This is a genomic window from Micromonospora sp. NPDC003776 (assembly GCF_053605645.1).
The window spans coordinates 1-13,694 of record NZ_JBSGJR010000123.1 but is presented as its reverse complement, the minus strand read 5'-3'; the positions used below and the strand labels follow the sequence as shown (position 1 = coordinate 13,694).

At 73.8% G+C, this 13,694-nt stretch carries 10 protein-coding genes; 7 read left to right on the top strand and 3 right to left on the bottom strand.

Annotated features, from left to right (window positions below; genetic code table 11):
- Both ACWEVO_RS13310 and xylA read right to left on the bottom strand, forming a co-directional pair.
- Positions 1–771: FGGY family carbohydrate kinase (locus ACWEVO_RS13310; RefSeq protein WP_452307798.1), on the bottom strand; the 771-nt coding region annotated here is incomplete at its 3' end.
- Between the two features lie 12 nt (positions 772–783).
- Entirely contained in the window at positions 784–1,971 is a 1,188-nt protein-coding gene (xylA, locus tag ACWEVO_RS13305; protein WP_452307797.1) for a xylose isomerase, read from the bottom strand.
- Between the two features lie 59 nt (positions 1,972–2,030).
- On the opposite strand from xylA, the gene ACWEVO_RS13300 reads away from it, so the two are divergent.
- Positions 2,031–3,287: an ROK family protein gene (locus tag ACWEVO_RS13300; protein ID WP_452307796.1), complete on the top strand. Its 1,257-nt coding sequence runs from the start codon at positions 2,031–2,033 to the stop codon at positions 3,285–3,287.
- A 1,336-nt stretch (positions 3,288–4,623) separates the two neighbouring features.
- Here the strand turns inward: ACWEVO_RS13300 and ACWEVO_RS13295 are convergent.
- Positions 4,624–4,821, bottom strand: coding sequence for a PspC domain-containing protein (locus ACWEVO_RS13295; protein ID WP_452307799.1), 198 nt, complete (start codon positions 4,819–4,821; stop codon positions 4,624–4,626).
- Positions 4,822–5,226: 405 nt separating this feature from the next.
- Between ACWEVO_RS13295 and ACWEVO_RS13290 the strand changes: the two genes are divergently transcribed.
- The 6 genes from ACWEVO_RS13290 to ACWEVO_RS13265 all read left to right on the top strand — a co-directional run.
- Positions 5,227–6,597: an L-serine ammonia-lyase gene (locus tag ACWEVO_RS13290; protein ID WP_452307795.1), complete on the top strand. Its 1,371-nt coding sequence runs from the start codon at positions 5,227–5,229 to the stop codon at positions 6,595–6,597.
- A 64-nt stretch (positions 6,598–6,661) separates the two neighbouring features.
- On the top strand, positions 6,662–7,492 hold the full coding sequence (locus ACWEVO_RS13285) for an ABC transporter permease (RefSeq protein ID WP_452307794.1): 831 nt from the start codon (positions 6,662–6,664) through the stop codon (positions 7,490–7,492).
- Positions 7,493–8,236: an ABC transporter ATP-binding protein gene (locus tag ACWEVO_RS13280; protein WP_452307793.1), complete on the top strand. Its 744-nt coding sequence runs from the start codon at positions 7,493–7,495 to the stop codon at positions 8,234–8,236. It abuts the gene before it with no gap.
- Positions 8,233–10,224 (top strand): DUF5941 domain-containing protein, encoded by a 1,992-nt coding sequence (locus tag ACWEVO_RS13275; RefSeq protein WP_452307792.1) that lies wholly within the window; start codon positions 8,233–8,235, stop codon positions 10,222–10,224. The genes ACWEVO_RS13280 and ACWEVO_RS13275 overlap by 4 nt, the downstream gene beginning before the upstream one ends.
- A 15-nt stretch (positions 10,225–10,239) precedes the next feature.
- Positions 10,240–12,429, top strand: a complete 2,190-nt coding sequence (locus ACWEVO_RS13270; RefSeq protein ID WP_452307791.1) for a bifunctional glycosyltransferase/CDP-glycerol:glycerophosphate glycerophosphotransferase — start codon at positions 10,240–10,242, stop codon at positions 12,427–12,429.
- 156 nt (positions 12,430–12,585) lie between these two features.
- A partial coding sequence (locus tag ACWEVO_RS13265; RefSeq protein WP_452307790.1) for an ABC transporter ATP-binding protein occupies positions 12,586–13,694 on the top strand: 1,109 nt, incomplete at its 3' end.

Below are 13,694 nucleotides of genomic sequence, written 5' to 3'. Positions count from 1 at the left end.
CGCTGCGGCAGCGTTGTCCCCGGTGCCGGGCCCGAGGAGGACCCGGCGGCCGGCGCCGGATCCTGCGCCACCGGCCGGACCGGCGGCACCCGGCCCGGCGCCGAGCACCGCCGGGTCGAGCTGCCCGGCCACCTCGGCCGGGCCAAGCACGACCGGCACCCGCGGCCGCCGCCCGAAGGCCTGTTCCAGCAGGTCCAGCCGGTATTCACCGGTCCGCGGCGACCAGTAACCGGTGCCACTGGCGTCGCCCCGGTCGGTGCGCAGCGCGTCCAGGCCGGGGGCCCCGGCGAGCCGCCACGTCAACCAGTCGTGCGGCAGGCACACCGCGGCCACCCGCTCGGCGTTCGCCGGCTCGTGTCGGGCCAGCCAGCGCAGCTTGGTGGCGGTGAAGCTGGCCACCGGCACGGCGCCCGTCGCGTCGGCCCAGAACCGGCGGCCGACCTCGCCCTCGCCGGCCTCAGCGATCAGGTCACGGGCGGCGTCCGCGGAGCGGGTGTCGTTCCACAGCAGGGCGGGGCGGACGACGTCTCCGGCGGCGTCCAGGCAGACCATGCCGTGCTGCTGGCCGGCGACCGAGACCGCGGCCACGTCGGCCAGCCCGCCGGCCGCCGCGACGGCCGCCCGCAGCGCCTCCCACCAGGCGTGCGGGTCGACCTCGGTGCCCTCCGGGTGCGGCGCGCGGCCCTGCCGGAGCAGCGCGCCGGTCTCCGCGTCCCGGACGACCACCTTGCAGGACTGGGTGGACGAGTCGATGCCCGCGACGAGCGGCATGTCGGGCCCGCCTCAGCGCGCGCCGAGCAGGTGCTCGACGGCGAGCTGGTTGAGCCGGACGAAGCCGAAGCCCTTCGCCCCGGCCGCCGCCGGGTCGAACTCCTCGAACGCGGTGCGGTCGGCCAGCAGCTCGGCGTAGCCCTCGCCGGGGTTCAGCGTCGGCGTGGCCAGGTCGGTGACCTTGCTGGCGGCGAGGGCCTCGGCCACCTCCGGGTCGGCCCGGAACGCCGCGGCCCGCTCCTTGAGCAGGAGGTAGGTGCGCATGTTCGCCTCGGCCGACGCCCACACCCCGGTCATGTCCTCGGTCCGGGAGGGCTTGTAGTCGAAGTGCCGTGGCCCGTCGTACGCCGGACCGCCGTTCGGACCGCCGTTCTCCAGCAGGTCGACCAGGGCGAACGCGTTGAGCAGGTCGCCGTGGCCGAAGACCAGGTCCTGGTCGTACTTGATGCCGCGCTGCCCGTTGAGGTCGATGTGGAACAGCTTGCCCTGCCAGAGCGCCTGGGCGATGCCGTGCGCGAAGTTCAGCCCGGCCATCTGCTCGTGCCCGACCTCCGGGTTCAGGCCGACCAGCTCGGGGTGGGCCAGGGTCGAGATGAAGCCGAGCGCGTGCCCGACGGTGGGAAGCAGGATGTCGCCCCGGGGCTCGTTCGGCTTGGGCTCGAGGGCGAAGCGCAGGTCGTAGCCGCGGTCGAGGACGTACTGGCAGAGCAGGTCGACCGCCTCGCGGTAGCGGTCCAGCGCCGAGCGGACGTCCTTGGCCAGGTCGTACTCGGCGCCCTCCCGGCCGCCCCACATCACGAAGGTGCGGGCGCCCAGCTCGGCGGCCAGGTCGACGTTGCGCAGCACCTTGCGCAGCGCGTACCGGCGGACGTCCCGGTCGTTGCTGGTGAAGCCGCCGTCCTTGAAGACCGGGTGGGTGAAGAGGTTGGTGGTGACCATCGGCACGACCAGGCCGGTCTCGTCGAGGGCCTTGCGGAACCGGGCGATGTGCTGGTCCCGGGCGGCGGCGTCGGAGCCGAAGGGGACCAGGTCGTCGTCGTGGAAGGTGATCCCGTACGCGCCGAGCTCGGCGAGCCGGTTCACCGCCTCCACCGGGTCCAGCTCGGGCCGGGTGGCGTCGCCGAACGGGTCACGGGCCGTCCAGCCCACGGTCCAGAGACCGAAGGAGAACTTGTCGGCGGGGGTGGGGCGAGGTGCCATGGCAGACCTCCGGGTGATGGTCGTGGTGTCGTCCACAATTTGTTCAGTGGTTGAATTAAATGGCGCGGATGTGGCAGTGTCAAGGGGTGACCAGCACCAGCACCGGGGCGGTCCGGCAGGGCAGCCTCCGCGAGCTCAACCTGGCGGTGGTCCTCCGGCGCATCGCCGCCGCCGACCGACCGCCCTCCCGGGCCGACCTCGCCGCGGCCACCGGCCTGACCCGGGCCACCGTCTCCGCCGTGGTCGACGACCTGATGGCGGGCCGGCTGGTGACCGAGGCGGAGCCGGCACCCCGTACCGGGGCCGGACGGCCGGCCCGGGGCCTGGTGCTGGCGGCCGACGGCCCCGCCGGGCTCGGGTTGGAGGTCAACGTCGACTACCTGGCCGCGTGCGTGGTCGACCTGACCGGCGCGGTCCGTCACCACCTGGTACGCCGCGCCGACCTGCGCCCGGTCTCCCCCGCCGACACCCTGGACCGGCTCGCCGCGCTCGCCGCCGAGGCCCGTGCCGCGGCCGTACGCGACGGCCTCACCCTGGCCGGCGCGGCGCTCGCGGTGCCCGGCCTGGTCTCCGTCGGCGGCCTGGTCCGGCTGGCGCCCAACCTGGGCTGGCGGGACGTGGACGTGCCCCGGCTGCTCGGCGGGCGCCCGCTCGCCGAACCGGTGCCCGGGCTGCCGGCGCTGGTGGTCGACAACGAGGCCAACCTGGCCGCGCTCGGCGAGCTGCACGCCGGGCCGCCCGGGTCGGCCAGTTTCCTGCACGTCTCGGGCGAGATCGGGATCGGCGCCGGCATCGTCCTCGACGGGGTGCTCTACCGGGGGGCCCGCGGTTGGAGCGGCGAGCTGGGTCACATCCCGGTCGACCCGCGGGGCCGGCCGTGCCGCTGCGGCGGACAGGGCTGCCTGGAGCGGTACGCCGGCCAGGAGGCGATCCTGGCCGCGGCCGGACTGGCCGGCGCCGACCTGCCCGCGGACACCGCCGCGACCCGGCTGGCCGACCTCGCCGCGGCCGGCGACCCGGCCACCCTGGCCGCCCTCACCGACGCCGGCAGCGCCCTCGGGGTGGCCGTGGCGGGCGTGGTGAACCTGCTGGATCTGGACACCGTGGTGCTGGGCGGCGGATACGCCCCGCTCGCCCCCTGGCTCTCCCCGCCCGTGGCCGCCGAGGTCTCCCGGCGGGTGCTGACCGCCGCTTGGTCCCCGGTCACGGTCCGTGCGGCGGCGCTCGGGGCACGGTCCGCGGCGGTCGGCGCAGCCGCCTCGGTGGTCCGCCGGATCGTGGACCGGCCGGTCGGCTGGCTGACCCGGACCGGCTGACCCGCCGTTCCTCGATGGGCGACCGCCTTCCCCGCTCGGTACGCTTGCCCGAAGGCACGTATCCGGCGACCGAGGAGACCACCGACAGCATGCGCACAGGTCAGCTGACCGGGGTGCCCGGCGGCCGGCGGTGACGACGGCCCGACGGGGCGGTCTCGCCGGGCCGGTCAGCGGCGGTGGCCAGGCCTCCCGACCGCGGGTACGGCGGACCACCGGCACCGCGCTGCCGGCCGACTCGCGACTCGCCCGCGAACTTCTCGACGGGCTCGCGGAGGCGGTGGTGACCACCGACCAGACCGGGGTGGTGACCCTGGTCAACGCGATGGCCGCCGAACTCCTCCCCGAACTCTCCCCCGGCACCGACCTGGCCCACTGCCCGGTCCCCGCGCTCGCCCGGGCGGTCGACGGCGGCGCCGACGCCTTCGACGCCGAGCACCACGGCCGGCGGCTGCGCGGCGTACGGCGGGGCCTGGCCGGCGGCCGCTGCGCCTGGTACGTGCGGGACGTCACCGAGGAGCAGGCGCGCACCGACGCCCTGCTGGCCGAGCGCTCCCGGACCGCCTTCCTGGCCCAGGCGGGCAGCCGGCTCGGCCTCTCCCTGCACCGGGACCAGTCGCTGCGGGCCGCCGCCACGCTGCCGGTGCCCTACCTGGCCGACGTCGCGGTGGTCGTGCACCGCCCGGCGCCCCCGGCCGAGGACCTGCCGCACTGGATCCGGTACGCCGAGGGCGACCCCGGCCCGGCCACCGGCGTCGGCGGCTGGGGCCTGGTGGAGTCCGTACCGGGGCTGACCGAGGCGCTGGAGGGCGACGTCACCGAGCCGAGCCCCTGGCTCGACGCCGAGCTGGCCGAGCTGAGGGAGGTGCTGCCCGAGGGCTTCGGCCGCCCGGGCACCGTGCTGATCAGCCCGATGCTCAGCGCCGGCTGCCCGGCCGGCGCGCTGCTGCTGGTCCGCCGGGCCGACCGGGCCGGCTTCGACGAGCGCGAGATCGAGCTGGCCCGGGAGTTCGCCGCCCGGGCGGGCGCGGCCCTGGCCGCCGCCGAGCTGTACGGCGAGCAGGCCCACCTGGCCCGGGTCCTGCAGCAGAGCCTGCTCCCGCCGGAGCTGCCGGCGATCGCCGGGACGGCGCTGGCCGGCGGCTACCGCGCGGCCGGAGACAGCCTGCGCATCGGCGGTGACTTCTACGACGTCTTCCCGACCGGGTCGGGCGCGCTCTTCGCCCTCGGCGACGTCTGCGGCAAGGGCGTCGGAGCGGCCGTGCTCACCGGCCGGGTACGCCAGTCCCTGCAGACCCTGCGCCTGGTCGAGCAGCGCCCGCTGGAGCTCCGGAGAGGGTCAGTAGCGGACGCGGTCCTCGTCGGGCATCAGGATCCAGAGGATCAGATAGATGATCACCTGGGTGCCGGGCAGCAGCAGGGACAGCAGGAACAGCAGCCGGACCATGCCGGCGGACATGCCGAACCGCTGGGCGAGACCGGCGCAGACGCCGGCGAGCATGCGCCCCTGGCGGGGCCGGACCAGTTTGCGACTCATCGTCGTACTCCCACTTCTGCGGCGATCCGCCGCGCTGGATTCCACGCTAGGAACGGGTGCGCGCCGCGCCCTCGGCCCCGAGGAGGATCGGCGACCCGGGCACCCGTAGGTGCTTACCCCGCCGGGTCCCGGCCGACGCGCGCCGGCATCGGGCCGCGCGGCCGGCGGGTTGGTGCGGGGTCGCGGTCCGTGCGGGCCGGAGAAGCGGGGCGTGACGGCGGGGAGACGGGCCCGGGGGAGGCTGGGCGTGCGGGTGTGTGCCGGGGTGGGGACGGGTACTGACCTGGGCGGGTAGGCTCGCCGGTCGGACCCCGTACCCCGGGGTCCACCCGCCGTCCCGGACCGGGCACGGCACACACCGGTCCGGATCCGCACAACGGGTACGACGGCGAGGAAAGTGCAGCCATGATCAGTGTCTTCGACCTCTTCAGCGTCGGCATCGGGCCGTCGAGTTCACACACCGTGGGGCCGATGCGGGCCGCCCGGACCTTCGTGGCCGGGCTGAAGGCGGACGGGCTGCTCACCGACGTGGTGCGGGTGCAGGCCGAGCTGTTCGGTTCGCTGGGCGCCACCGGGCACGGCCACGGCAGCGACCGGGCGGTGCTGCTCGGGCTGGAGGGCGAGGCCCCGGAGACGGTCGACACCGACTCGGTGGGCCCCCGGGTGGCGCGGATCCGGGCCGAGCGGCGGCTCGCCCTGCTCGGCACCCAGGAGATCGACTTCGACCCGGACCGGGACCTGGTGCTGCACCGGCGGCGCTCGCTGCCGTACCACCCGAACGGGATGACCTTCGCGGCCTTCGACGGGACCGGGCAGCAGGTACGGGCCCGCACCTACTACTCCGTCGGCGGCGGGTTCGTGGTCGACGAGGCGGCGGCCGGGGCGGACCGGATCAAGCCGGACAGCACCCGGGTGCGCCACCCGTTCCTCACCGGCGCGGAACTGCTCGCGGTGACCGGGGAGACCGGGCTGTCGATCAGCGAGGTGATGCTCGCCAACGAGCTCTCCTGGCGCAGCGAGGCGGACGTCCGGGCGGGGCTGCTGGAGATCTGGCGGGTCATGCGGGAGTGCGTCGACAACGGCTGTGCCCGCGACGGTGTGCTGCCGGGCGGGCTGAAGGTCCGCCGCCGCGCGGCTGAGCTGCGCCGGAGCCTGGAGGCGGAGGCCGACGCGAGCGACCCGCTGCGCGCCATGGACTGGGTCACCCTCTTCGCGCTCGCGGTGAACGAGGAGAACGCGGCCGGCGGCCGGGTGGTCACCGCGCCGACCAACGGCGCCGCCGGGATCATCCCGGCCGTGCTGCACTACTACACCCGGTTCGTGCCGGGCGCATCCGAGGATGGGGTGGTCCGCTTCCTGCTCGCGGCCGGCGCGATCGGCGTGCTGTTCAAGGAGAACGCCTCGATCTCCGGGGCCGAGGTCGGGTGCCAGGGTGAGGTGGGCTCGGCGTGCTCGATGGCGGCGGCCGGGCTGGCCGAGGCGCTCGGCGGTACGCCGGAGCAGGTGGAGAACGCGGCCGAGATCGGCATGGAGCACAACCTCGGGCTGACCTGTGACCCGGTCGGTGGCCTGGTGCAGATCCCGTGCATCGAGCGGAACGCGGTGGCGAGCATCAAGGCGATCACCGCCGCCCGGCTGGCGCTGCGCGGCGACGGCGTGCACGCCGTCTCGCTGGACAAGGTCATCAAGACCATGCGGGAGACCGGCGCGGACATGAAGGTGAAGTACAAGGAGACCGCGCGGGGTGGCCTCGCGGTGAACGTCATCGAGTGCTGAACCCGAAGGGGTGACCCCGGGGGTACCCGTGTCGGCCGAGGACGGCGAAGGCGAGGATGGGACGGTGACGACAGGAGTCGGCGCACTCTGGTCGGCCCGCAACTCGCTGCGCATCCTGGTCAAGCGGGACCTCGCGGTGAAGTACCAGCAGTCGCTGCTGGGCTACTTCTGGTCGCTGATCGAACCCCTCGGCATGGGCCTGATCTACTGGTTCGTCTTCGGCGTGCTCTATTCCGGCGCGACCCGCCGGCACCTGGGCGAGGCGGCCGGGTCGTACCCGCTCTTCCTGATCACCGGGATCTTCGCCTGGATGTGGGCCAGCTCGGCGCTGACCGAGGCGACCAACGCGCTGACCGGGCAGGCCCGGCTGATCACCACGATGAACGTGCCCCGCCAGGTCTTCCCGATCGGCCGGGTCACCGGCCGGTTCGCCGAGTACCTCGCCGGGCTACCCATCCTGCTCGGCATCGCGGCGGTCTATCTGGCGCACGGGCGGATTCACCCCGGGTGGTGGCCGCTGCTCGCCCTGCCGCTCGCGGTGACCGTGCAGTTCATCCTGCTGGTCGGGCTCGCGCTGCTGCTGTCGGCGTGCAACGTGCTGATGCGGGACATCGAGCGCTTCATGCGGTTGATCATCCGGGTGCTCTTCTACGCCACCCCGATCATCTATCCGCTCTCCCTGGTCCGGGACTCGGGCATGCCGACCTGGCTCAAGGTCGGGTACGAGCTGAACCCGCTGGTCGGCATCTTCCAGCTGCACCACGCGATCTGGTACCCGGACGAGTTCCCCGACGCCCGGCTGCTCGCCGTGACCGTGCTGGGCAGCCTGCTGGTGCTGGCCGCCGGATGGTGGTCGTTCCGCCGGCTCGAACCCGCCGTACTCAAGGAACTCTGAGTGGCGGCGATCATCGAGGCCGAGGGGCTGGGCATCCGGTTCGTCCGCAACCGGCGCCGCCAGCTCCGGCTGCGCGAGCTGCTGATCCACCGGGGCCGGCGGAACGCCGCCACCGACCAGTTCTGGCCGCTGCGGGACGTGTCGTTCCGGATCGAGGCCGGCGAGACCGTGGGGGTGGTCGGGCGCAACGGCACCGGCAAGAGCACCCTGCTGCGGCTGATCGCCGGGGTGCTGATCCCCGACGAGGGCCGGATCCGGGTACGCGGCGCGGTGGCCCCGCTGCTGGAGCTCTCCGCCGGCTTCTCCAACGACCTGACCGGGCGGGAGAACCTGTACCTGGTCGGCGGGCTGCACGGGCTGTCCACGTCGTACCTGCGGAAACACTTCGACGAGATCGTCTCATTCGCCGGGGAGCAGGTCGAGCGCTCGGTGGACACCTCGGTCCGGCACTACTCCTCCGGCATGAAGGTGCGGCTCGGTTTCGCGATCATCGCCCACCTGCCCCACCCGATCCTGCTGATGGACGAGGTCACCGCGGTCGGGGACGCGGAGTTCCGCGCGAAGTGCTATGCGACCATCGAGCGACTCCTCGCGGAAGGGCGCACGCTGGTGCTGGTGTCACACAACGAAAAGGACCTCACCCGGTTCTGTCGTCGGGGGCTCTACCTCGACGCCGGACGGCTGACCGTCGACGGGACCATCGACGAGGCGCTGCGGGCGTACGCCAGCGCTTCCCCGCGGTGACGCTCGCGATCGTGCTCGCCGCCGGGCCGGCGGCGGGCCTGACCACCGGGTCCGGCGAGCGCCTGGCCGACCGGCTCGCCGGGCAGTGGCGACGGGCCGGCGTCGCCGAGGTGCGGGTGGCCGACGACCTGGCCGAGCTGGCCGCACTGCTGACCGCCGCGACCGGCCCGGTGCTGCTCTGCGGCGCGGATCTGGTGGCGCACACCGCGGTGCTGAAGCACCTGGCGACCAGCCCGGTGGGGCCGACGGTGGCCCTCGTGCTGACCGACCCGCCGGCCCCCGGCCGGACGACGGTCCGCGAGGACCGCGGCCAGGTAGTCGCGGCGAACGACCCGGCGGGCGCGACCGGTGTCTTCGGTGGCGCGCTGCGGGTCGGACCGGCGGACCTGCCCTTCCTGACCGCCGCAGCCGAGCGGGCGGCCGCGGGCGGAGCCGACCCGGCGTCCGCGCTGGACCAGCTCTTCGCCGGCCTCGTGGCCCGCGGGTCGCTGATCTTCGCCCACCGGGTACGCCTGCTCGTGGCGCACCGGGTCGGCACGGAGGCGGAGCTGCGCGCGGCCGAGGCGGCGGTGGCCGCGGTCGACGAGGACAAGGCCGAGCTGCGCCTGTCGGTGAAGGAGCGGGACGACTTCTTCACCACCTTCTTCGTCAGCACCTGGTCCCCGTACGTGACCAAGGCGGCCGCCCGGATCGGCCTGAGCCCGACCGGGGTGACCATGATCTCGGTGGCCTTCGCGGTGGCCGCCGCCGTGCTCTTCGGCGCCGGCGGCCGGGCCGCGCTGGTCGCCGGCGGTGTCCTGCTCTATCTGGGCTTCGTGCTGGACTGCGTGGACGGGCAGCTGGCCCGCTACACCCGGCACTTCAGCGCCTGGGGCGGCTGGCTGGACACCATGGCCGACCGGGCCAAGGAGTACGTCGTCTACGCCGGCCTCGGCTACGGCGCCACGCACGCCGGCTTCCGCTACGGCTGGGCGCTGGCGATCGCCGCGATGACGTTGCAGACCGTGCGGCACATGACCGACGCCTGGTACGGGGTGCTGCACGACGAGGCCGCCCGCCGGCCCCGCGCCGCCGCCGAGGAGGCCGAGGGTATCGGCGGGAAGCTGAACGCGGCCTCGACGAAGGTGCAGGCGGACACCGGCTCGGTGTCGTACTGGCTGAAGCGGACGGTGGTCTTCCCGATCGGGGAGCGGTGGGCGTTGATCGCGCTGGCCGCCGCGCTCTTCAATCCGCTGGTGGCGCTCTGCGCGGTGCTGGTCTGGGGGACGTTGGCGTTCGCGTACACCGGGGCGTTGCGGACGCTGCGCGCCTGGTGGATGAAGGTGCCGGTGATGACCACCGTCGACGTGACCCTGCACCGGGACGACGGGCCCGTGGTGCAGCGGTTCGCGGCGGCCCGCCCGTCGGGTCTGGAACGCGTCCTGCTGCGCGCCGCCCGCCCCGGGGTGGGCGTGCTGTGGCTGGCCGTGCTGCCGGCGCTGGCGCCGGCGGTGCTGCTCCTGCTGGCCTGGCGGTGGGGCGGCGACACGCCCCGCTGGGTGGTGGGGGTGGCGCTGCTGGTCTGGCTGCTCGCCGCGCTGGGCGTCCGGGCCACGCCGGACGGGCCGCTGGACTGGCTGGTCCCGGCCGCCCTGCGGGCCGGGGAGTACCTGTTCGCGATCGCCGTCGGGGTGGCCGGCGAGGTGTCTCCCTGGCTGATCTTCGGGTACGTCTTCGTGCTGACCCTGCACCACTACGACCTGATCGCCCGGCTGGAGAAGCGGCAGGTGGCGCCGCCGCTGCACGCCGCCTCGCTGGGCTGGGAGGGGCGGTCGGTGCTGCTCGGTCTAGCGGCAATCGCCGGAATTGCGAGTATCGCTCTGGCTACACTCGGTGCGTACCTTCTCGTGGTTTTTGTCGCGAGCGTGGTCCTCGCCTGGGTGGTCCTGCCGGCGCGCGCCCGACGGACGCCGGTCCCGACGGGCGGAGGTGTCCGCTCGCCGGGCTGACGGAGGGCCGGCCGGATGACTCTGCTCAGCTTCGTCGTACCGGCCTACCGGGTGCAGGGCTACCTGCGGGAGTGTCTCGACTCCATCCTCGACCAGCCGTACGACGACCTCGAGGTGATCGGGATCGACGACGCCTCCCCGGACGACAGCGGCGAGATCCTGCTGGAGTACGCGGAGCGGGACCCGCGGGTACGCCCGGTCCGCCTCGCCGAGAACGTCGGGCTCGGCCCGGCCCGCAACATCGGGCTGGACCGCGCCGTCGGCGAGTACGTCTGGTTCGTCGACGGCGACGACTGGCTGGTCCCCGGCTGCCTCCCGCACGTGGCCGACCGGCTCGTCGCCACCCGCCCGGACGTGCTGATCGTCGACCACGTCCGGGCGCACTGGAACAACATCGGCACCCGCAGCGCCATGCGGGAGGTGTTCCCGCAGCCGCCCGGCGAGACGGCTCTCCGGCTGCTGGACCGGCCGGAGACCCTGCGGCTGCTGCACACCGCGTGGAACCGGCTGGTCCGCCGGGAGTTCCTGGTCGACCGGGGACTGCGCTTCGAACCCGGCTGGTACGAGGACGTCTCGTTCAGCTACCCGGTGCTGCTGGCCGCGTCGCGGATCGGCGTGCTCGACCGGGTCTGCCTCAACTACCGGCAGCGGCGCACCGGGGCGATCACCCGCACCCGGGGCGACCGGCACTTCGAGGTGTTCGCCCAGTGGCACCGGGTGTTCCGGCTGCTGGACCGGTGGGACGGCGAGGCCGGGACGCTGCGTCCGGACCTCTTCGAGCGGATGATCTGGCACTACCTGACCGTGCTCGGCAACGGCGAGCGGATCGCCCCGGAGCTGCGGCCGGCGTTCTTCGCCCAGATCCACGCCGACTACACGCGCTTCCTGCCGCCCGGCGGCTACCCGGTCCCGCCCGGCGTGGAGGGCCTGAAGCACCGCCTGGTGGCCACCGGGCGGTGGCGCACGTTCAGCGCGCTGCGCGACGCCAACCAGGCGGCCGAGACGACCCGGCGGATCGCCCGCAAGACGAAGCGGCGGGTGTTGCCGGTGGCCCGGCGGACCGCGCGCCGGGCCCGGGACGCCGCGCTGCACGAGTACTACCGGGGCGAACTGCACCGGCCGCTGGACCCGACGCTCGCCGTCTTCGCCGCGTACTGGTACCGGGGGTTCGCCTGCAACCCGGCCGCGATCTACGCCGCCGCGCGCCGCCTCGCCCCCGAGGTGCGCGGGGTGTGGGTGGTCCGGCGGGACCGGGTGGCCACCCTCCCGCCCGGCGTGGAGTACGTGGTCGCGGGCACCCGGGACTATTACCGCGCGCTGGCCCGGGCGCGCTGGCTGGTCAACAACGTCAACTTCCCGGACTTCGTCCGCAAGCGGCCCGGCTCGGTGCACCTGCAGACCCACCACGGCACCCCGGTGAAGGTGATGGGCCTGGACCAGCAGCGGTACCCGATGGGCGCGATGGGGATGGACTTCCCCAAGCTGCTGCGCCGGGTGGACCGCTGGGACTTCAGCGTCTCCGCGAACAGCTTCTCCACCCAGATGTGGGAGCGGGCGTACCCGGCTGCGTACACCACCCTGGAGGTGGGCTACCCGCGCAACGACCGGCTGGCGCTGGCCACCCCGGACGAGTGCCAGCAGGTCCGCAAGGAACTCGGCATCGGGCTCGACGAGTTCGTGGTGCTCTACGCGCCCACGCACCGGGAGCACCTGCCCGGCTGGCGGCCACCGTTCGACCCGGACCGGATGCGCGACGTGCTCGGCCCGTCCGGGCGGCTGCTGATGCGCAGCCACTACTTCCACGACCGGGACCGGCGCCCCCGGGGCCCGGCCGCGGGCGGGGTGCTGGACGTCAGCGACCACGACCGGGTGGAGGACCTCTACCTCGCGGCGGACGTGCTGGTCACCGACTACTCGTCGGCGATGTTCGACTACGCGGTCCTGGACCGGCCGATCGTCGTGTACGCGCCGGACTGGGACGCGTACCGGGTGGCGCGGGGTGTCTACTTCGACCTGATCGCCGAGCCGCCCGGCGCGGTGGCGCTGGACTTCCCGGCCCTGCTGGAGCTGTTCCGGTCGGGGGAGTTGCGCTCGCCGGAGGCCGAGCACCATCGGCAGCGGTTCCGGGCGCGGTTCTGCGCCCTCGATGACGGGCACGCCGCCGAGCGGGTGGTCCGCCGGGTCTTCCTGGACGAGCCGGCCTGAGCAGAGGTTACTCGCCGGTTACCTTACGGATCGGAGTCGACCGATCCGCGTAATGGTTCTGTCACGGACTGAACATGGCACGTTTACCCGATGTGCGGAATCGATGATCCTGGTCACAGTCATTCCCGGGTTCGACCGAGAGCTGGGGAGGTGACGGTGGCCACCGTCGCGCTCAAGGATGTCACCAAGGTGTTCCAGGACGGGACAGTCGCGGTCGACACCATCAATCTGGATGTCAACGACGGCGAGTTCATGGTGCTGCTGGGCCCGTCGGGCTGCGGCAAGTCCACCGTGCTCCGGATGGTGGCCGGGCTGGAGGACCCCAGTTCCGGCGCCGTCATGCTGGACGGCGAGGTGGCCAACGACCTGCCACCCCGGGATCGGAAGATCGCCATGGTCTTCCAGGACTTCGCGCTGTATCCGCACATGACCGTCGGCGACAACATCGGCTTCCCGTTGCGGCTGTCCGGGATCGAGCCCGGGCCCCGCGGGGAGCGGATCCAGGACGTCGCCAGCGCGCTGGGCATCGGGGACGTGCTCGCCCGCAAGCCCAGCCAGCTCTCCGGCGGCCAGCGGCAGCGGGTCGCCATGGGGCGGGCGATAGTGCGCCGGCCCGGCCTGTTCCTGATGGACGAGCCGCTCTCCAACCTGGACAGCGGTCTCCGCGCGGAGCTGCGCGCCGAGATCTCCGGACTGACCCGGGAACTCGGCGTCACCACCATCTACGTGACGCACGACCAGGCCGAGGCGCTGACCATGGCCGACCGGGTCGCCATCATGCGCAAGGGCGTGCTCCAGGACGTGGGCACCCCCACCCAGGTGTACGGGCGGCCGGCGACCCTCTACGTCGCCGCGTTCCTCGGCAGCCCCCGGATGAACCTGCTGGAGGCTTCGGTCTACGTCCACCTCGACCGGTACGTGGCGCTGAACCTCGGCGAGCAGTCGCTCTACCTGCCCTGGGACGACATCCGCAGCCGGGCCGTGGCGCACTACCACGGCGAGCGGATCGTGGTCGGGATGCGGGCCGAGGCGCTCACCCCGGTCGCCCCGGACACCCCCGGCGACGTGCTCCAGGGGCGGATCCGCTACCTGGAGCACCACGGCCACGAGTCGCTGGCCTTCCTCGACATCGGCGCCACCGCCATCGTGGTGGACGAGATGGGCACCCCGGTGGAGAACGGGGTCCCCGGTCAGCGGGGCCTGCGCCGGTTCGGCCACGTCATGCAGCGGCTCGCCGGCCGCACGGCGGACGCCCCGGTCTCCGC

Coding starts and splice junctions, on each gene's coding strand:
- ACWEVO_RS13295 (WP_452307799.1), bottom strand. CDS start 4,821: ATGAGTCGCAAACTGGTCCGGCCCCGCCAGGGGCGCATGCTCGCCGGC.
- xylA (WP_452307797.1), bottom strand. CDS start 1,971: ATGGCACCTCGCCCCACCCCCGCCGACAAGTTCTCCTTCGGTCTCTGG.
- ACWEVO_RS13270 (WP_452307791.1), top strand. CDS start 10,240: ATGACTCTGCTCAGCTTCGTCGTACCGGCCTACCGGGTGCAGGGCTAC.
- ACWEVO_RS13300 (WP_452307796.1), top strand. CDS start 2,031: ATGGCGCGGATGTGGCAGTGTCAAGGGGTGACCAGCACCAGCACCGGG.
- ACWEVO_RS13290 (WP_452307795.1), top strand. CDS start 5,227: ATGATCAGTGTCTTCGACCTCTTCAGCGTCGGCATCGGGCCGTCGAGT.